Origin of the sequence: Actinomyces qiguomingii (genome assembly GCF_004102025.1) — a bacterium.
Lineage (GTDB): Bacteria > Actinomycetota > Actinomycetes > Actinomycetales > Actinomycetaceae > Actinomyces > Actinomyces qiguomingii.
Genome location: NZ_CP025228.1, coordinates 3,842,120 through 3,861,304 on the forward strand (window position 1 = coordinate 3,842,120; position 19,185 = coordinate 3,861,304).

Consider the following 19,185-nt stretch of genomic DNA (forward strand, 5'->3'; position numbering starts at 1 on the left):
GGCGCGGCCCACCGGGTTCCGGATCCGCCGCCGGTCCGGGTTCAGTCGGCGTCGACGACGGGGTCATCGCTCCTGTCCCTGCGTCTGACGCTGAACGCGATTCGGCCCTTGGGCGCGGCCTCGTAGGGCAGCGCCAGGGAGAAGATCGTGGCGGTGTCCGCCGCAGTCATCTCCTCCGGCATGCGGCTCGGCGTTCTCTCCGCCCTGCCCTTCGGATCGGCGGCGAAGGTAAGGAGCATGGAGCCCCGAGTCCTGGTCCGGTATGCGAGGGCCGCATCGCCGCCCGGGGAATGCTCACCAATCGCATCGGGTTTCCCGGCGATCGTCTCGATGGCGTCGCGCTGACGGAATGAGCTTCCGGAGAAGCCCCCGCGATCGGGGCGGCGGGTGCGCCTGAGCATAGGTATACGAAGCCCATCCACCGTCTTCTCCGGCGCCCCCTCCAGCAGGGGCAGGAGCACGGCCCAGTCCTCCAGCTTCCCCTCGGCCATCGCCCGGCGGATCATCTCCAGCGTGGGGGTGAAGTCGAACTTCTCCACCCACTCGAAGCCCGCCAGCACGCTCAGCATCTCCTCTGCGGGAACCACGGCCACCCGCCCCTTGAACGTGCGCCTCTTGTTCCCACGGGGATCCCGGTACTCGAACTCCTCGACCGGACCGAACAGGTCGCGCTCGAACCAGGGGCGCACGAGTTCGAAGTGCCGCTTGTTCGTGCCGCCGTCCCCGCGATCAGGCTGCCGCGGGAAGTCCTGAAGTACGCCCCCGATGCCGCTGAAGTCCAGCTTCGCGTTGTACATCTTGTTGCGGCCGGTGGGGCGCAACCAGGGCAGCTGTTGGAACACCAATGGCGGGACGTCGATCGGTTTGACGGCGGGGCGGCCGTCCTCCTTGATCCTGGCGAAGGTCGCCAACTGGTCGCGGAACTGCTCCTCGTCCTGCATGATCGCCCCGAAGGCGTCGTAGAGGTCGTAGACGGCTCCTCTGGGGCCCTTGATCTGCCGGGCCATGTAGAGCCGGACCAGGTCGGAGTATCCGGGTCTGTAGCCGAACCACCGGCCCATCTGCATGAGGGCGTCCGCCTGGGCGGCACGCCGCTTGAAGTAGGTGACGGTCAGTCCCTCCAGCGTGAATCCGCGGCTGAGCTTGGTGCCGCCGACGAGGATCCGCCAGACCCTGTCCCGCTGGAAGTCGACCTGGTTGTACTGCTGATCCTTGTCGCCGTTGACGATGACGACGGGATCTGCGCCGCCCGCCATGACGAGGTCGAGCACCTCGCCGATGAACGGTGCCACGTCGTCGAAGGAGTCGGGTTGGGGCAGGTTCTCCTCCCACTGTCGAGCCGCAGACACCACCATGAAGTCCTCGTCGAAGAGTCGGCGCAGTCGATTCATGGCTGCGGGCGCTCCGTATCCCGCCCGCCGCCACAGACCCCGGATCCGGTCCCCCAGTTCGGCGTGCTCGGCCTGCTTGACGGATTCATGCACCAGCATGGTGTGATGGCGGAAGGAGCCCGCCAACTCGGGCCTGACCTCGGCCCTCCAGAGTTTGATCGCCCCGGTCAGGACGAACGCGTCCAGGGCACCGAGCAGTTCCTCATCCACCCGCTTCGGGTCGACGTCGTCATCGCCCCGCAGGTCGCGGACGAAGGCGCACTCGTTCGAAACGGCCGGGTCCTTCCTCTCCTCGGACGTGAGCTGTTCGAAGTCGTGGTAGGCCCGCCCTCCCCGGTACTCCTTCGGGGCGCCCAGGCTGACGATGAAGTCACGCGGGAAGACGTCCTCGGCGTCCTCCGGCGAGATGAACACGTTCGCGAAGGGCGTGGCCGTGTAGCCGACGTACTGGGCCCGGTGCAGCATGCGCATGAGTTCGGCGATCAGCCTGTTGATCGCCGTTCTCTGCTTCTGCCCGCTCTTCTTCGGGTTCACCGTGTTGACGGAGGCCTGATCTGCCTCGTCGTCGATTATAAGCGCGGGTATCTCCGTCGTGCGCGCCTTGATCCGTCGCAGATCGTTGACCAGCTTGGTCAGTACGGCCTTGTTCTTCTTAACCACGGCGATGCGCACGTCGGTGCGGTGGATGTTGTCCGGGTGCCACATGGGCCTGGCGGGGTCGCTGAGCTCGTGTCCCGCCCGCGGATCGAGCGCATCAAGACCGGCCCTGAGCATCTCGTAATCGTCCTTGGCCCCGGTCAGGCGGCGTATCGCCGGGACCCCCGCATTGGTGAATCCGGCCCCGTAGGAGACGAATCTCCCGGCCCTCCAGTCGGCGTCGTCGTTGCTGACGTAGTCGACGTCGGCCAGGAGGTCCTCGTCCCGCTCGTCGATCCCGCCGAGGATGTTCTCCCTTCCGATGAGTTCCATGTCGAGCCGCCGCTGGGTCTGGGAGCGGAGGATCTCCACGGTCCCGGTCAGCACGATGATCAACCGGTATCCCGCGTCGATGGCCTTGGCGATGACGCCGGTGAAGTTGGCGGTCTTGCCGCTCTGTACGTGTCCTACGACCAGACCCTTCGACTGGTACGCCTCGCTCCCCGCGGGGTCGGCGAGCCGTCTCACGATGTCGGTCGTGGCGGCGTCGATGTCCGCGACCGACTCCGCCGGCAGTCGGCTCTCGAGCAGCGACCGGTAACCGTCCCAGTAGAAGTGATGCGCGCCCCGCCGCTCCTCGTCGTACCAGGGTGTCCAGTCCGGGGCGGCGATGACGGTGGTCCTGTCGGCGAAGACGGGGAAGGCCTCGCGGATGCGCTCGACCGCATCGTCGCTGATCCCCAGCAGTCGCATGATGAGTGCTCGTCGTTCGGGCGTGCGCGCGGCGGTTCCGTCGGTCCAGGCCGCATCCTTTTCCGCATCCCATTCGCTGAGTCGGATGTGGAACTTGCGTCTTCCGGGGGCGTTGCGGTCCGCATCCAGGATGAGGTCCGGGATCTCCTCGCGGGCGATCGTCTCGCCGGTCGGAAGGAAGACCGACACGATGGGATGCAGGTCTCTCGGATCGCTCATGCCAGTGAGGGCCTGCTCCAGGGCCTTGTCGTACTGGTCCACGCTCATGGCTGCGGCTCCTCCTGTACCTGCGCACCGAACTCGACGGGCGGTGCCTCCTCGGGGGCGAGGTCGGTGACGTCGATTCGGTAGTCGATGCTTCGTACCAGCTCGGGTCGGCTCAGGATGCGGCCGAGTCCGGCCGAGGTGATGGCCGGGAAGTCGTCGTCGACGGCGTAGAAGCGCGGCTCACTGCGGAGGAGCAGGCGCGTCGGGTAGAGCCGGTCCGCGCGCGCGTCCTCCCAGCCGAACTCGGTGAGCTTGTCGTCGAAGTCGATGCGCCCGGCACGCAGTCGGCGGCGGATGCGCTCGATCATGCCGGGGAGGGTGGCGCCGGAATCGGAGGCGCCCGCCCGCGTGACCTGCACGGACATCAGATACAACGGCCGTCCAGGCGTGGGGGCGAGTTGCCCGAGCCCGTGGATGACGTGGACGCGGCGCTCGCTCCGGGTGGTCTTGACCTCGACGTCGCAGTCTCCGAGCACGAAGTCGTGCTCCTCCGACTGCGGGCCCAACCAGGCGGCAAGGGCTCTGCTCTCTCCGACGCCGTCGATCAGTCGGTTGAGGGCGATCAGTTCACCGAAGAGTCCGGTCTCCTGGTCCTCGCTCAGCCGCGGCGCGCGTGAGAGCAGCCCCCGGTAGGCGTCCAGGGCCACGTGCAGGGCGCGTTCCATGTCGTCGCCCTGTTGAAGCTGGTCGGCCACCGATTGTAGGAGCGAGTACGCCTCGTACTCGACGCCCTCGGCGTCGACGGTGACCCGGAACCAAACGGTCTCGTCCCCGGGCTCCTCGAACAGGTCGGTGCGGATCATCCGGTAGGCGGAGACGTCGATGTCCGCCTCCGTGGCGGGTGTGCGCAGAGTCAGTTCTCTGCGCGGCGGATCGATACCGAGTATGCAGATGGGCGCATCCGCGAGTCTCTGCTCGGTGGGTATCCCGGCGTCGATGTATGCGGCCAGGGTCTCGGGCGTCAGGGCGTTGGACTCGCCCGCGTGATCGTCCATTGACTAATCCTCCTCCGCACCGCGCCGCAGGAGTTCATCGGCGAGGGCGGCGTTGATGATCCGCTCATATGCGGCGACCTCCCGCTTCTCCCGCGCGCCAAGGAATGATCCCTCGAAGAACCGGGAGTAGAGCATGTATACGAGCGTCTTGAGCAGTGGGGCGTCCTCCGGGTCGGTGCTCGTGGAGAACACGTGGCGGTAGCGGTCGTTGAGCCGGAGGACACGCCGCTCGATGTCCGGCTCGACCAGGCGGCCGGCGGGCATGCGCTCCCAGCGGATCGCGATGGGGTCCGCCGCGGCGAATTCGACGGAGTCCCCGATGACGTCGTACACGTCCCGATCGAGGCCTCTGGTGGGCTCGACCAGCTCGATCGGGCGTCTCTCCCGCCTGCGGCCCGCCACGGCGGCGCTGCGCGCGGACGCCAGCAGATCCGTGAACGTGCCGACATCCTCACCCACTGCGTCGTGAATGGCCCGACGCATCTCCGGCTCCAGGACTACGCCGCTCTTCTCGGGGTTGATGCGGACCACGTCCAGCAGGGCATCGCCTACGTTGATGCCGATGCGCAGGTTCTCGTAGTCCCTTCCGCCCTCGGTGAGCGAGTTCCAGCCGCCGAGTTGCAGCAGGCGGTCGTTGCGGTAGACGTACAGGCCTTGCCCACCCTCCGCCGAGGACAGCCGCTGCGACGCCATCACTCCGGGGGCGTTCAGGGCGCCGTCGGTGAGGATGACGGCCGTGAGGCCGAAGGGGATTCGGCCCACCTCTCCCATGAGCCGATGTGGGTGCACGGCGGTGACGCCGAGGGCGAGCGGATCCAGTGCCCGCACCCTGCGCGCGGGTCCGGCCTGCGCCGATTCGGGGTCGTACTCGTCAACGGTGATCTCGACCGCGCCGCGATCGATGATCCGGTGGAACACGAGTCCGAGGTAGTCGCGGACGTCCTCTACGAGCCCGCTGATCCAGGAGCGCCGCTCGTCCCGGTCCGGGGAGGTGAGGGCGTTGTGGAATCCGGTCCAGTGGACGGCTGTCCCGCTCATGGGTGCGCCGCCGCCTGTACGTACCAGTGGGCCGTCGAGGACCCTGCCGACCTGTGCGGCATCGAGCGTGTGCACGCGGGTCGGCTCGTCCTTGGTGATGCGACGCCCCACGGGCACGCCGCCGATGGCACGGGCGTAGACGTCGAGTGTGTCGGTCTGGCTGAGGGAGGCCGCCTTCAGTCCGAGTCCGTAGTGTCCGAGGTCCGTGGCTCCGTAGTCGCGTCGCCGGGACAGTGCCATGGCGGTGTCGATGCCGCCGTCGTCCATGCCGCGGCCGTCATCAATCACGAGCAGACCGGTGACGAAGTCGTCCTCGGTGAGGATACGGATGCGCACGTTGGCGGCGCCGGCGTCGATGGAGTTGTCCACGAGGTCGGCAAGCGCCGTGGGGAGTTCGTGGTGGGTTCCCAGGGCGTCGGCGATCGACGGATCCGGCGGGACAGTCCTCGATGAGACGGCGGTGATGGCCTCCATGTCACTCCTCCGTGAATCGTCCCGGCTTGATGCCGAGCGTACGCGCGTTCTCGGTGACCGTGCGTACGGTGTCGGCGTTGAATCCGTTGTAGCGACTGGCCTCGATGTCCACCTCGATGCTGAGGGCGTCCGCGCCTCCCGCCCGCAGGTGGGCGATCACCTCCTCGGCGAGCTGCGCGAGTTGCGCGGCGACGTCCCTTCCGGGGTCGATCTCGGCCACGCCCTTGAACCTGGCGTTGGCCACGCGGGGCCTCTCGGTCGGGGAGGTAGCCGCCCCACCACCTCGCGGAGCGGCGGCACCGGTAGTGGCGCGCCGTGTCGCCGTGTTCGAGTCGGTCTCGGCGGACGCGGTCTCGGTGTCGCCCGCCACGGCCGCCCGTTCCTCCTCCTCGCGGCCGCGCTGGGCGCGGGCGAGCGCGGGCGAGACGAGGAGAGTGGTGTCGGTGATCCGCGGCGCCTCGTCCTCGAGCGGGAGGCGCAGGTCGATGAAGTCGCCATGGGAGGCGTCGTAGTCGGCGGCGAGCGCGAATCCGACGCTCTCCCAGCCGATGTCGTTCATGACGGAGGCGACGGCGTCCAGCAGTACCCGTTTGTCCCGCAGGCGCGGCATGTAGGGGTACCGGGTGAAGTAGGACCACAGCTCACCGACGGCGATCCTCCCCTCGTTCCACTTGGCACGCAGGTTCGGGCCCTGGAGTTCCAGCGCGATGCCGGTCGGGGTGAGGGCGGTGAGGATGAGGTCCTGCTTGCCGAGCCTGGTCCCGGCCCGGACGGCGATCCGCTGCTCCTCGCCCTCGATCCTGAGCGCCTCGATCTCGGGCGGGCGGGAACCGTCGTCCTGGACCGGGTAGAGGGCCCAGATCCAGGCGGCCGCGACGGCGCGTTCGGCGGCGCCCCGGGTCTCCTGGGCCTTGCGCCGCGCCTGGTCGGCCTGGCTGACCGTGAGGTCGTGGTCGCGGATCGAGGCCTCCTCGGCCATCTGCGACCAGGCCATGTGGATGCGGAGCGCCTGCTCGGCGTCCGCCCAGCGTCCCTCTTCGGGGGCGACGGCGATCAGGGCGTTGACGTTGCTGCGGGGGGCGGATCCGCGGTTGCGCAGGAGTTCCTCGGTGAAGTCCCGGCCGGGCCCGGCCGGCTGGGAGCCTCTGCCGTTCCTCGCGACGACGGTGTGGCCGGGTCCGAGGATGACCAGGGTCGCCTCCTGCGCGTCGGGCACGTCCCCCGTGGATGTCGGGGCGACTATGACGTCAGCGAACTCTGGCGCCCGGCCGGCGACCGCGATTCCGCGGAGCATGGCGACGGCGGCTCCGGACACGTCGGCGGCGTCGATGAATGCGGCCCGGTCGGTGACCATGCGGTTGAGCGAGGGCTGCCGGTCGTACCAGCTGCGGGTCCCCTGGGTGTAGACGTAGGTCGCGCGGTCGGTGAGCAGTTGCAGGGCGGAGCCGAAGTTGCCGAGCGTGTCCCCGGGCATGGCGACTCCGAGGAAGATGCGCTGCCTGTCGATGCCCTTGTGGGCGGTGTCCAGGGTGGCCGCGGAGCCGAGGAAGAGTGTGCGGGCGATACGCCGGGTCAGTGCCCGTTTTCCGAACAGCTGCCGGTCGCGGTCGATGCCCAGGGGGGTGGCGTTCTCGCCGTCGACGTCGGTCTCGATGATGGTGCGCCAGGCGTCGTCGAGGTAGCCGGCGATCTCGTCGCGCACGGCGGCGTCGTCGAAGGGGATGGAGCCGGGCATGATGAGTGGGGCGTCGTCGCCGGCCTGCGCCAGGGAGTGGACCACGGCGCTCATGAGGCGCAGGACGCCGCGGGTGCGCTGGAACCGCTCGAGGGAGGACCAGTCGCCGTAGAGCCGGTCGAACAGTTCGGGGTGGATGGGGTAGGAGTCGCGCAGTCGCCGCTCGTAGTCGGGTTGGAAGGTCTCGGTGGGCAGTTCGCCGCGGTGTCCCCGGTAGTACTCGACGAATCGCTTGACGGTGGCGTCGCGTTTGCGGATGCCGTCGGCGTCCAGGTCGGTGAACAGGCGTCGGCGCACGATCTCGAAGCTCTCGCCGGAGGATGCGGGGCTCCAATTGTGGGCGACCCGGGCCACGACGTGTTGGAGCCGTTGGAGGGCCTCACGGCCGCCGTCGCCGCCGATCTCCAGTTCGGAGGCGCGGGTGACGGTGCCGTCCTCGCGGATGTCGGAGGCGGGGATGGAGACGAGCAGGAGGGCTCCTGGTACGCCCTGGACGGCGGCGGTGAGTTCCTGGGCGAAGGTGAACTGGGTGTCGAAGCTGCCTCCGGCCAGGCCCTCGCGTCCGTAAAGTCCGCGCGCGTAGGCGACCCATTCGTCGATGAGGATGAGGGCAGGGGCGTTATCGGAGATGAGGGTGCGCAGTGCCGCGCCGGGGTTGGTGCCGGTGCGGTCGGCCTGTTCGATCCGGGCGTAGCCCTCGGCACCGCCGAGCTGCCAGGCGAGTTCGCCCCACAGGGTGTGTACGACGGTGCCGTCGGGCTTCCTGGTGGGCTGTCCGGGGGAGATCTCGTTGCCGACGATGGCGACGCGCCTGACGTTCTCCGGTATTCCGGTGGAGGAGAGCAGTTCCTGCACGTCCTGGGGGAGCTGTTCGAGTGGTGTCCCGCCGGCTAGGTGCCAGGCGGCCAGCATGGAGTGGGTCTTGCCTCCGCCGAAGGTGGTCTGGAGGTTCACGACGGCCTGGGCGTTGGGGTCCTTGGACAGCCGCCGGGCGGTCATCCTCAGGAGGGTCTTGAGCCCCTGGGTGAGGTAGGTGCGTTCGAAGAAGCGGACGGGGTCGACGTACTCCTCGGACCCCTGGCCGTGTGCCACCTGGTGCAGGTCGGCGGCGTACTCGGCCTGGCCGTAGTCGCCGGAGAGGATGTCGGGATGCGGGCGGACGACGTCCCGCCAGGGGGCTAGGCCCCTCTCCCCCAGGTCGGGCATGGCGACGGCGGTGGCGCGGGTGTCGCGCCTGGTGGCGGCATCGTATGCGTGACGCAGGCTGTCCTGCTTCATCCTGCGGATCTGGTCCGCCTCCGCGGGGGCGTTGACGGCCCGCAGCAGGCGCTCCGCGGTGTCGAGGGCGCGGTAGGTGTCATCGGCGCTGAAGGGGTTGTTGTGGGCCCAGTTGTTGCGGATGTCGCGCAGCTCGCCGGCGAGGTTCTGCTCGCCGCGGGACAGGACGCCGCTGACGACGAAGCCCAAGTTTCCCATGCGCTCGGTGATGAGGCGCAGCTGGCACTGGAGGTCGGAGGGACTGTAGGTCCTGTCCGTGCGGCCGTCCTTCTGGGCCAGCAGGTCGGTCCAGGCGACACCCGGTGGCAGTTTCGGGGAGACGACGCCGTTGAGCCAGGGCTCCAGGGCGCCGGCGACGATCTCTATGGCCCGGCCGACCCGGGCGCGATTGGATGGGGCGGGCATGTCAGTGCTCCTCCGGGGTGTCGAGGTCGAGTGCGGTCTGGATGTCCTGGCCGCCGGTCGTTCCGGCGCGGGCGGCGACGGCGATCTCGGGCCAGGAGCCGCCCAAGGCGTTGAACAGGAGGCCGGCCTCGGTCCAGCCGTGGCGTTCGGCGAGGGAGTAGAGGCGGTAGGCGAGGGACTGGAGGATGTCCGCCTCCAGTCCGCGCTCTACGGCGCCGGCGAGGATTCCTCCGGCCTCGTCGATGCCGCGCGCGTCCAGGGCGCGGGCGAGGTGGAGGACGACCTCCCAGTGGGAGATGCGGTCGTCGGTGCGGGGGTCGTAGTCGTCGGGCAGGTCGGACGGTGCGATGAGGCAGACGCGGCCGCCGCCGGCGTTGAGGATGCCGGAGCGCTTGAGGGCGTCGATGGAGGCGTTGCGGGCTGAGGCGAGAGTCTCGGCCTCCCCGTAGGGGCCCTCGGTGAAGCCGTGGGCGTCGTACCAGGTCAGGCACCAGCGGGTGTCGGCGTCGAGGTCTCCCTCCTGTTCGCTGAGGACCTCGTCGAGCACGGTGTTGATCTGGGCGAGGGCCTCGGAGACGGTCATGTCGGTGCCGTCGGGGCCGATGACGCGGGCGTAGCGGGAGAAGATGCTCATGCCGGGGCCGATGGCCGCCTGGGCGAGGTCGACGGGGGCGATGCCGCCGCTGCGCAGGGTCTCGACCGCGTCGGGCAGGGTCTTGCGCAGTTCGCGCATGAGGCTGCGGCGGTCGGTCATGGGCGCGTCCTCGGGGCGGGGCCGCAGGACGAGGACGATGGAGGAGGCGAGCGCGTTGGTTCCGATGCTGGTCATGCGACCGCCGCGTTCGGAGCGCATGGGCCAGGTGGCGGTGATGGTCCAGCCGGCGCCGATCATGCCCTCAAGGATGGTGGACCAACCCGTGGAGGTGCGGCCGTCGGCGGTGGTCTCGGACTGTTTGAAGGCGTAGTAGACCGTCATCGGGTAGTCCGGGTTGGCGCCCTCGCGGGCGCGGGCGAAGACGGCACGGAAGCCGTCTTCGAAGAAGTCCTTCGCGCCGTCCCTGCCGCCGTGCCGGTAGGGGTTGGCGACCAGTTCCTCCGCCTTGGGCACGAGCATGGTGGAGAACAGGTAGGGGTGGATGTCCTTCAGGGAGCGGCGCAGCCACACGTAGAAGAAGTCGGACAGGTCCGAGTAGCCGATGTTGTCGTAGTAGGGCGGGTCGGTCGAGACAACGGCACCCTCGTAGTCCCGTGAGGCTGCGTCGGTCTGCGCTACGTGTGCCTTGCTGCTCGCGGGTGCGCGACTCACCGCCTCCGAAACGGCCTTGAGCATGATCGCCAAGCTCCCTGAAGAAGTGGCGAAAGGGTTGCCTTCGGCGAAGTCCCACGCCATCGGGAGAGCCTGTCGCGCGAACACATTGCGGAGTATCTCCATCTGCGGATTGTTGGCCCAAGTGTTCAGCGCTGACGAATAGTCAGTAAGTCTGGACACGGCAAAACCTAGATACGTCGCCACGGCGTCGGCGTAGGCGGCCGCACCGGTGCCGCCGGCCTCGAGGCGGTCGCCCTCCTCCATTCCGGCGGCGAGCGCGTCACGAAGCACCCGCTCGCGCGCCTCCCCCACCAGGTCCGAGAACGTCGTCAGCGCCGTCAACTGCCGCGTAGTAAACAGATCGGAGTACTTCAACATGCCGTAGGCCTGCACTCGGAACCCCAATGCCGACTCGGGCAGATCGCCCACCGGCACGCTCGATGGAACCGCCTGCCGCGACGCGGCAACGTGGCCCTCATCAGGCCCCAAGTACGTACGCGAGTTATGTCCTTCAGCTACGACGGCCGTTAACTCGGCCCCCATACGACCTTCCTGCGCCTCCGAACGGAGATAACCGAAGTCAATGTGGGTCCCACAAGCAAGACAACGGGCGCCGTTTCGATTGACTGTGCCGTCCTTCGTCGGCGCCTGCGCGGGGTCGTGGCCGATGGAGTACTCGACGTGGTCGCCGACGACCGTGGGGACGATGTAGGCCTCCTTGCCCTTCTTCTTGCCGAGCCACCACTTCGAGACGAGCGGCGTCTCAATGCCGCAGGCGGGGTTCGGGCAAGTGACTGTTCGCGCCCAGATCCAGGCGATGACGGTTGCCGTCGTCCCGTCTGGCAGCTCGGCCCGCGGGTAGAGGTGACCGATGCGCCGCCACGCCTCCTCGCGCATCCACTCCCCGTAGCGGCGCACGTCCTCCGCCAGGCCGTGCGCACCGGGCCAGGTGGACGCGGCGTCGTCGGACCCCGGGAAGACCGGGGCGCGGCCGGCGAAGCGCGGCGGGATCTCGATGAGGGCCTTGTTGATGAGCACGGCCACCGGGTTGAGGTCCGAGGCGTGGGCCTCCAGCCCGAGGCGCTGGGCCTCCAAGGGGATGGAGCCGCCGCCGGCGAAGGGGTCGAGGAGGGCGGGCAGATCCTCCCCGGCCGAGCGGCGGATCTCCGCCCTGACCTCGCGCATGAGGTGCTCGTCGGTGAGGTTGTCCCAGTCGACCATGCGGGTGATGAGGTTGAACAGGCGGCGGCGCTCGGCCTCCACTGCCCGATCCGCGGCGTCCTCGGGATCCGCCTCACCAGCAGCACGGGCCGCCTCCAGGAACTCGTGGCGGCGCTCGGAGGGGTCGTCCACCAGCTGGGAGAAGAGCACGGCCCGGGCCGTTGCCGTGGGCTTTCGCGACCACCACAGGTGCAGGGTGGAGGGGTGTCCCTTGCGGATGGACTTCTCCCGCGCCGACTGCTTGTTGATCGCGTCGAGCGGCAGCGCCACCTCGATGAGCTTCCTGGGCACGGGCGTCCTTCCGGTCGGCGGTGATCGTGGGGATCCACCGCGGTTGTGAACTGGACCTACTCTACGGCGGCCCTCCGACACGAATCACAGTTGTCGCCCGCCCGCGCGCCTCGAATAAGTGTCAGAAGCGCCGGCTAACCTGTTTCCATGGGCTCCACTACGATCCGCGTCCTCGACCTCTTCGCGGGGGCCGGGGGACTCACCGCGGGCTTCCACGAGGCGTCGGACCGCTTCCAGAGCGTCGCCGCGGTGGAGATGGACCCCTACGCCGCCGCCTCCTACCACGAGACCTTCCCCGACACGGATGTCTACGCGGGCTCCATCCAGCACTGGCTCGCCGAGGACGCGGTTCCGAGCGGGATCGACGTCGTCGTCGGCGGCCCGCCGTGCCAGGGGTTCAGCACCCTCGGCAAGCAGGACGCGGAGGACGAGCGCAATCGGCTCTGGGAGCAGTACGCACAGGTCATCAGGAGGGCCGAGCCCAAGTTCTTCGTGGTGGAGAACGTTCCCGCCTTCGGCAAGTCCCCCCAGTACCGGGACTTTCTGGACGCCACCAGTCCCGGTGGGTTCCTGGAGGACTACTCCTTCGACTTCCGCGTGCTGAACGCGGCCGACTACGGCGCCCCGCAGACGCGCAAGCGCGCCGTCCTCATTGGACACCATCGCGACATGAGCGCGCCGGGATTCCCGGAACCCACGCACAGCCCCAACGGGGATAATGATCTGAAGCCCTATGAGACAGTGCGGGACGCACTGCGGGGCGTGCCCGCGAAACCGGACATGGACGCGCGCTTCGACGAGGTCCGCACGCAAGTGGGATCGCGGGAGGTTCCCGGGGCCTTCTCCCCACGGGAACTGCACATCTCCCGGAACTACAGCGACCAATCGCGGGAGCGCTTCGAGAACATCCCCGAGGGCGGCAACCGGAGCAACCTCCCGGACCATCTGAAGGCGCCCTGCTGGCTGCGGCACACCACCGGCTCCATGGACGTCATGGGGCGCCTGCACTGGGACAGACCCTCGGTGACCATCCGCACCGAGTTCTTCAAGCCGGAGAAGGGCCGCTACCTACACCCCGTGGAACACCGCGCCATCACCCACTACGAGGCCGCCCTCCTCCAGGGCTTCCCGGAGACGCACCGCTTCATCGGTTCCCGCACGGCCATCGCCCGCCAGATCGGCAACGCCGTCCCCATCCCCCTGGGCGCCGCCATCGCCCGCCGGATCCTGAAGGAGTTCTAACCATGAGCGCGGTCCCGCCACTCACCCTGAGTTTCGACCCAAGGACGATCGAGCACCTCGGCATCCGCATGTACTCCCACGTTCCGAACGCAGTGGCGGAACTCGTGGCCAATGCATACGACGCCGACGCAACCCAGGTAGAGGTCATCATCGGCTCCGATCACTCCATCACCGTCACGGATGACGGCCATGGGATGTCCAGGCAGGACGTCGCCGACAAGTACCTGCGCATCGGCAGGAATAGACGTCAGACGCAGGAATCAGCGAAAACCGAGAGCGGAAGGCGCTGGGTGTCCGGCAAGAAGGGGCTCGGCAAACTCGCCCTCTTCGGCATCGGAAGAGTCGTTGAAGTAACGACCGCCCGCACCGGGGAATCGACGGCGACGCGGATCACTGAGCCTTTCTCACCGGGGTTGAGGGAGGAGGGCTAGGGATCGTTGGGGTGGTGCGGGAAGGTGGGTGTGTCGTTGGTGGGTGCACGCGGGGCCTTCCGGCAGCATGTGTTTCGACCAAAAAACCAAGCCCGGAAAGAGGTCCCGCGTGCTGTCCTATCGTGCCACTCTCGACGTCCCAGTTTCCACTGCCCGGACTGTGTCCCGGTGGATCGCCGCCCACCGCCGTCGTCATGATGTGCGTCCCTGGCAGCGGGCCGCCACCAGCTGGGTACAGGCTGTCATGCTGCTGCGCTGGCTGATCCACGCCACCGATGTGGCCGGCATCGCCCGCGACGCAGGCGTGTCCCCTGCCACCGCTTACCGGTACCTGCATGAGGCCCTGGACGTCGTGTCCTCAAAGGCGCCGGACCTACCCGAGGTGCTACGTCGGCTCAAGGACAACGGGGAGCCGTTTGTGTGCTTGGACGGCACCTTGATCCGCACCGACCGGGTCGCCGAGCGTGACCCCGACACCGGATACCACCTGTGGTACTCGGGCAAGCACAAGGCCTTCGGCGGGAACATCCAAGTGCTTACCGACTCAACCGGCTATCCGGTGTGGACCTCGCCGGTCGAGCCCGGCTCGGTCCACGACATTGAGGCGGCCCGTACCCATGTGCTGCCAGCCCTGTACCCGGTAGCGGCCCAGGGCATAGTGACGCTGGCGGACAAGGGGTACGCCGGTGCCGGCATCGGTATCAAGACGCCCGTCAAGGGCTCCAAGCCCGACCCCGCCGACCAGACCTACAACCAAGTCCAAGCCCACCTGCGAGCCCCCGCCGAGAGAGCCAACGCCCTGCTCAAGGGCTTCAAGGCCCTCAAGCGAGTCACCCTCGACCCATCGGCCATCACCAAAATCACCGCCACCGCCCTAGTCATCCTCAACCTGAACAACAACCTCCTCTGATGAGAAAGGCTCACTATGTCATACGAAAAACTCATGCACTCTGAGGGCGACTACCACCCAGAGGAGGAGTCCGTTCCGATCGCAGCCGGCCAACACGGAACGACCGTTGTCCTAACGCAGCTACGCCGAAAGACCCCAATAGACGGGGAGAAGCTCGCCTCCAGCCTCTCCCGGCTGTTCAACTACGCCGACGACAATTTCACGTTGATAGTGACCGATGCGAAGGGAAACCGGGCCAGCGTCTCACGGTCACTCCGCCTCCAGTCTCTGGACAAAGAATTCGAGTGGGCGTTCCCCGACGACTTCACGGAAGAGGACGCATTCTTGGCGGACCAGGGGGTGAGCGGTGTCATCATCTCCACGGCCAAGCCGCTGCGCAATGTGCCGCGCGGCGTCACCCTGTACGCCCACGGCCGTATGGCTGATGAACCGGAGTTCTTCGGCGCATCCGAGTCCAGTCACGCCTACTCGTACATCACCGGCTACCTGGACGTCGACTTCGTCGACACCCTCGACGAAGACGTGATCGCCACCGACCGCCGCGCACTCGTATGGGACGCTCCGGAGATGGAGAAACTGCGCGAATCCCTTGGGAGACTACTAACAAGGGTCGGGCGTGAATGGAGGGCCCGGCGGTCGCAGGAGCGCAGGAGCCAAAGCCGGAAGAAGACCGGCATCTCGACCGAGGAGTGGACGAGATCGATCATGTCCGACGAGGTACGTCGCGCGATCGAGAAGATCCTCGACTACATCAATTCTGAGGACCTCGACCTAACAGCGGATCAAGAAGCAACTTTAACCAAAGATATCCATAGTCTCGCACCACCTTACGCGGACTACGTGTGGCGCAGACTTGACCCGACGATCCAGAAAGCGTCAAGACCCTCTTACGAGCGAGGCGCATACCACTCGGCGATCGTCGAGGCGATAAAGGCGTACGCGTCGGCCATCGCTAAACAGGGCCACTTATCTCGTGACAACGAGCAGAAGTTGTTCAATGCGGCTTTCGGCGACAAGGGTAAGCTCACTATCTTCGAGAAGTTTCGAAGGAACGGAGACTTCACGAAGCAGACAGCAGCAGACATCGAGCGAGGCCAGCAGTTTCTTTCCACAGGAATCCACTATTCCTTCCGAAACCCGATCAGCCATGAGGAGATCGAGGCCCTCCAAGACTCCGGCGCCCTGACTTACGAGGATTGTCTTGACGCCCTGAGCATCCTGTCGTACCTGATGAGGCGTCTGGACGGTGCGGAGCTCCGCCCAGAGGCGAAGGACTGAGGTACATACCCCGTGACTTCTGTGCACGCTGCGTTTGCTACACCACTGATGTAGCAAACGCAGCAGGAGGTCGCATGAGAACCGCAGACGCGCTCCACACACTGTCCTCTGCCGCCGGTTCGCAGCGTGGCTTGATCACCACGGCCCAGGCAGCACGGGTCGGCATCGACCAAACAGAACACAGCTCGCCTTCTGACCGCGCTCGTCGACGGGACGAGGACGCATAGGAGATTCCACCGCCCTCACCGCCCGAACGCCCTGGCCACCAGCGGGTTGCGCTCCAGGTAGCCGTCCAGCACCCGGCGCGCCACGTTAACGGAGTCGATGAGCGGGTGGCCGGCCAGCGCCCGCCACGCCAGGGTCTCATCCCCGCTGAGGGCGGCGTCGATGACCAGCTCCTCGCAACCCTTGACCGTGACCACCAGCCCGAGCTCGGGGCCCGCGAGCGCCCCAACCCGCTGCGGGCGCACACCGCCGCCGTCCACGACGCACGGCACCTCCACCACGGCGTCCTCACGCAGCTGCGGCACCAGCAGCCCACCGCCGTCGCCATTGGCGTCGGCATTGCCGACGTCGAGGATCATGCGGGCGGGCACCCCGGTGTGCAGGGCGGTCATCAGGTCGAGGGCCACCTGCTGGTAGCCGCCCCCGGCGATGTCCTCCTCGCGACGCCCGGCGCGGTCGGCGGCGTCGCGTGACTCGGCCATATACGTGGCCTCGCGCTCGGCCTGCGCGCGCCGCCACAGCTCCCCCGCCCGCTGCGGATCGGCGGCGACGGCGTCGTAGAACTCCCCCTGCCGGCGCTCCAGGAACTGGCCGCGGGTCTCCGCCTCGGCGCGGATGCGCTCCAGCGACTCCCGGCCCAGGTAGTAGTAGAAGAGGTACTCGTTGGGCAGTGCCTCGAGCGCCCGCACCCACTCGAAGCCGATGACGCGCGCCTCCTCCATGTGGTCCAGGGCGGCGTCGTCGGCGAGCAGGCCGGGCAGCCGGTCCTGGCCGTCGACGACGAGGCGGCGCAGCCAGCCCAGGTGGTTCAGGCCCACGTAGTCGAACTCGACCCCCGCCCCCACGCCGACCCGGGAGACGCGCGCGGCATCTCCGCCGACCGCCGTCGTCGCCCGTCGCACCAGCCCGATGGGGGTGTCGCAGATGCCGACGACGCGCCCGCCGAGCACCGTGCGCATGGCCTGGGTGATGATGCCGGCGGGGTTGGTGAAGTTGATGACCCAGGCCTCGGGGGCGAGGTCGCGCACGGTGCGGGCCAGCTCCATGGCCGCCGGGATGGTGCGCAGGGCGTAGGCGTAGCCGCCGGCGCCCACGGTCTCCTGCCCGAGCACGCCCTGCTCCAGGGCGACGAGTTCGTCCAGCACGCGCCCGTGGGTGCCGCCCTCTCGCATGGCGGAGAAGATGAAGTCGGCGCCGCGCACCGCCTCCCGAAGGTGCGTGGTTGACGTCAGTGCGGGCGCGTGCGGAAAGTCCAGGTCCACCAATACGGCACGTATGGCGTCCAGGCGCCGCGGGGCGACGTCGTACAGGCACACCTCGCCCACCACCAGGCCCGGGTGGGGTCCGGAGCCCGCCCGGGCGGCCGCGAGCACCTCGATCACCTGGGGCACGCGGAATCCGCCACCGCCGATGATGAGCAGTTTCATGCGAACAGCACCTCCGTGGCTGTGCCCGCCAGGTCCGGCAGTGGGGCACTGCCGGGAGCGGCGGTGGTTATGACGACTTCGAGTTCATTGATGGGACACACCGGCAGTAGTCCGGCCCCGGGGAACTTGTCGGCCGTGGCCACCAGGCAGGTGCGCTCGGCCGCGGCCCGGAGTGCACGCTTGACGGGCACCTCGATGCCGGTGGAGTCCAGGACCGTGCCGTCCGGACGCACCCCGGAGGTGCCCATGAAGGCGATGTCGGCGCTGATCTGGGCCAGGGCGTTCTCGGTCAGTCCGCCCACCAGAGACAGGTAGGAGGGGCGCAGCACCCCGCCCAGCACGATCAGCTCCACCTGCCGGTCCTCCCGCAGCACGTCGACGACGGCGAGGGATGCGGTCACGACGGTGACGTCCCGGCCCCGCAGGTGCCTGGCGACGGCGGCGCCCGTGGTGCCGATGTCGATCAGGACGACGTCCCGGTCGCGTACGAGCCCGGCGGCCGCCGCGCCGACGCGATCCTTCTCCGCGGCGGCCCGGGCGGCGACGTGCGCGAAGGGCTGGGCGTCCGCCTCGATCGTGCCTCCGCCGCGCACCCGCTGGAGTCTGCCCTCCCGGCCCAGGGCGTTCAGGTCGCGGCGGATGGTGGAGGCGGACACCTTCAGCTCCCGGGCCAGATCGGTGACCGAGACGCCGCCGCGATCCTTCACCATTGCCACGATCGCCGAGCGGCGCTGCTGAGCCAACATGCACGTAGCCTATCGCATTGACATCAATTACGCGCAAGATTGCGCAGCTTCAAGCGACTTCGAGTATAGTGGTGCACGTCGCAGCGACCAGTGCGTCTGACGAGGAGGTCCCATGCCGCATCGCGCAACACTCACCGACCCAGACCGCCGAGTCCTCGTTGTCGGGCCCACCTTCCTCGACGTCGTCATGAGCGGCCTGACTCATGCCACCGCCCCCGGAGAGGAGCAGCGGGTCGAGGACTGCGCCCTCATGCCCGGAGGCGCCGCCAACCAGGCGGTCGCCCTGACCCGCCTCGGACTGCCGACCGGGCTGTGCACGTACCTGGGCACGGATCCGGCCGGGCAACTCGTCACCGACATGCTGGAGGCCGAGGAGGTGGACCTGTCCCGGGCCGAACACACCCGGCGGCAGAATGTCACCGTATCCCTGGCCCTGGACGGCGACCGCGCCCTGACCACCTGCGGCGCCGACGACGTGCCCGCTCTGTCCCCGGACGCGTCGGCGCCGACGGCGCTCGTAGCGGATCTGGGTGCGATCGGCGCAGGCACGGACACGATCGCCCGCTGGCGCGGCCGACCCACACCCACCATGGTCTTCGGCGACACCGGCTGGGATCCGACCGGACGCTGGAGCGAGGAGGACCTCGCCCCGCTGGATCTTGTGGACGTGTTCACCCCCAATGAGTCCGAGGCGATCCACTACACGCGGACCGACACCGCCGCCGAGGCCGCCCGCGCCCTGGCCGAACGGGTGCCCGTCGTGGTGGTCACCTGCGGGGGCGACGGCGCGGTCGCCTGCGACGGGGAGGAGCTACTGACGCTGCCGGCCCTGGGAGTGCCCGTGGTGGACAGCACCGGCGCCGGAGACGCCTTCACCGCCGGGCTCGTGTGGGCGTACCTGCATGATCTGGGGCTGCGGCCCGCCGTCTCCCTGGCCTGTGCGGTGGCAGCCGCCACCCTGGGGCGCCCGGGCGGATCGCTCAACGCCCCCGCCCCGGCGCAGGTGGCCGCACTGCTCCGCACCACGCCCCTGCCGGAGGGGTTCATCCCCGACTTCCTGAACCTCATCGACGACCCGGCCGAGCCAGCAGTTCCGCCGAAGTCCCGCCAACAGTCAACCCGGTAACAACCGA

General features: G+C 68.3%; 12 protein-coding genes. 5 read left to right on the top strand and 7 right to left on the bottom strand.

The genetic code is table 11. The annotated features are described in order from the left end of the window. Positions 1–41 precede the first annotated feature (41 nt). The 5 genes from CWT10_RS16095 to CWT10_RS16115 are packed head-to-tail and all read right to left on the bottom strand — an operon-like array spanning position 42 to position 11,793. On the bottom strand, positions 42–3,047 hold the full coding sequence (locus tag CWT10_RS16095; RefSeq protein WP_103061761.1) for a Z1 domain-containing protein: 3,006 nt from the start codon (positions 3,045–3,047) through the stop codon (positions 42–44). After that, positions 3,044–4,042 carry a PD-(D/E)XK motif protein gene (locus CWT10_RS16100; RefSeq protein WP_103061760.1) on the bottom strand — a complete coding sequence of 333 codons (999 nt, stop codon included), beginning with the start codon at positions 4,040–4,042 and terminating at the stop codon, positions 3,044–3,046. Before CWT10_RS16100 ends, CWT10_RS16095 begins: the two co-directional genes overlap by 4 nt. Before the next feature lie 3 nt (positions 4,043–4,045). Beyond that, complete coding sequence (locus tag CWT10_RS16105) at positions 4,046–5,554, bottom strand: ATP-binding protein (protein ID WP_103061759.1); 1,509 nt, start codon at positions 5,552–5,554, stop codon at positions 4,046–4,048. Between the two features lies 1 nt (position 5,555). Then, complete coding sequence (locus tag CWT10_RS16110; protein ID WP_103061758.1) at positions 5,556–8,972, bottom strand: DUF499 domain-containing protein; 3,417 nt, start codon at positions 8,970–8,972, stop codon at positions 5,556–5,558. A 1-nt stretch (position 8,973) separates the two neighbouring features. Then, positions 8,974–11,793, bottom strand: coding sequence for a DUF1156 domain-containing protein (locus CWT10_RS16115; protein ID WP_103061757.1), 2,820 nt, complete (start codon positions 11,791–11,793; stop codon positions 8,974–8,976). A 147-nt stretch (positions 11,794–11,940) separates the two neighbouring features. Here CWT10_RS16115 and CWT10_RS16120 point away from each other — a divergent pair, with 147 nt between their 5' ends. The 4 genes from CWT10_RS16120 (at position 11,941) to CWT10_RS16135 (ending at position 15,654) form a co-directional block, all read left to right on the top strand. Beyond that, positions 11,941–13,035 carry a DNA cytosine methyltransferase gene (locus tag CWT10_RS16120; RefSeq protein ID WP_103061756.1) on the top strand — a complete coding sequence of 365 codons (1,095 nt, stop codon included), beginning with the start codon at positions 11,941–11,943 and terminating at the stop codon, positions 13,033–13,035. A gap of 2 nt (positions 13,036–13,037) precedes the next feature. Continuing rightward, positions 13,038–13,466 carry an ATP-binding protein gene (locus CWT10_RS16125; protein ID WP_103061755.1) on the top strand — a complete coding sequence of 143 codons (429 nt, stop codon included), beginning with the start codon at positions 13,038–13,040 and terminating at the stop codon, positions 13,464–13,466. A gap of 109 nt (positions 13,467–13,575) precedes the next feature. After that, positions 13,576–14,376 carry a transposase family protein gene (locus CWT10_RS16130; protein ID WP_103061754.1) on the top strand — a complete coding sequence of 267 codons (801 nt, stop codon included), beginning with the start codon at positions 13,576–13,578 and terminating at the stop codon, positions 14,374–14,376. Positions 14,377–14,409: 33 nt separating this feature from the next. Next, on the top strand, positions 14,410–15,654 hold the full coding sequence (locus CWT10_RS16135; RefSeq protein WP_158247576.1) for a TIGR02391 family protein: 1,245 nt from the start codon (positions 14,410–14,412) through the stop codon (positions 15,652–15,654). A 242-nt stretch (positions 15,655–15,896) separates the two neighbouring features. Here the strand turns inward: CWT10_RS16135 and CWT10_RS16140 are convergent, their stop codons facing one another. Both CWT10_RS16140 and CWT10_RS16145 read right to left on the bottom strand, forming a co-directional pair. Continuing rightward, complete coding sequence (locus CWT10_RS16140; RefSeq protein ID WP_103061752.1) at positions 15,897–17,306, bottom strand: family 4 glycosyl hydrolase; 1,410 nt, start codon at positions 17,304–17,306, stop codon at positions 15,897–15,899. Beyond that, complete coding sequence (locus CWT10_RS16145) at positions 17,303–18,052, bottom strand: DeoR/GlpR family DNA-binding transcription regulator (RefSeq protein WP_103061751.1); 750 nt, start codon at positions 18,050–18,052, stop codon at positions 17,303–17,305. The genes CWT10_RS16140 and CWT10_RS16145 overlap by 4 nt, the downstream gene beginning before the upstream one ends. 112 nt (positions 18,053–18,164) lie before the next feature. Between CWT10_RS16145 and CWT10_RS16150 the strand changes: the two genes are divergently transcribed. Then, positions 18,165–19,178, top strand: coding sequence for a carbohydrate kinase family protein (locus CWT10_RS16150; RefSeq protein WP_103061750.1), 1,014 nt, complete (start codon positions 18,165–18,167; stop codon positions 19,176–19,178). Positions 19,179–19,185 lie beyond the last annotated feature (7 nt).

Coding starts and splice junctions, on each gene's coding strand:
- CWT10_RS16095 (WP_103061761.1), bottom strand. CDS start 3,047: ATGAGCGTGGACCAGTACGACAAGGCCCTGGAGCAGGCCCTCACTGGC.
- CWT10_RS16100 (WP_103061760.1), bottom strand. CDS start 4,042: ATGGACGATCACGCGGGCGAGTCCAACGCCCTGACGCCCGAGACCCTG.
- CWT10_RS16105 (WP_103061759.1), bottom strand. CDS start 5,554: ATGGAGGCCATCACCGCCGTCTCATCGAGGACTGTCCCGCCGGATCCG.
- CWT10_RS16110 (WP_103061758.1), bottom strand. CDS start 8,972: ATGCCCGCCCCATCCAATCGCGCCCGGGTCGGCCGGGCCATAGAGATC.
- CWT10_RS16120 (WP_103061756.1), top strand. CDS start 11,941: ATGGGCTCCACTACGATCCGCGTCCTCGACCTCTTCGCGGGGGCCGGG.
- CWT10_RS16125 (WP_103061755.1), top strand. CDS start 13,038: ATGAGCGCGGTCCCGCCACTCACCCTGAGTTTCGACCCAAGGACGATC.
- CWT10_RS16135 (WP_158247576.1), top strand. CDS start 14,410: ATGCACTCTGAGGGCGACTACCACCCAGAGGAGGAGTCCGTTCCGATC.
- CWT10_RS16140 (WP_103061752.1), bottom strand. CDS start 17,306: ATGAAACTGCTCATCATCGGCGGTGGCGGATTCCGCGTGCCCCAGGTG.
- CWT10_RS16145 (WP_103061751.1), bottom strand. CDS start 18,052: ATGTTGGCTCAGCAGCGCCGCTCGGCGATCGTGGCAATGGTGAAGGAT.
- CWT10_RS16150 (WP_103061750.1), top strand. CDS start 18,165: ATGCCGCATCGCGCAACACTCACCGACCCAGACCGCCGAGTCCTCGTT.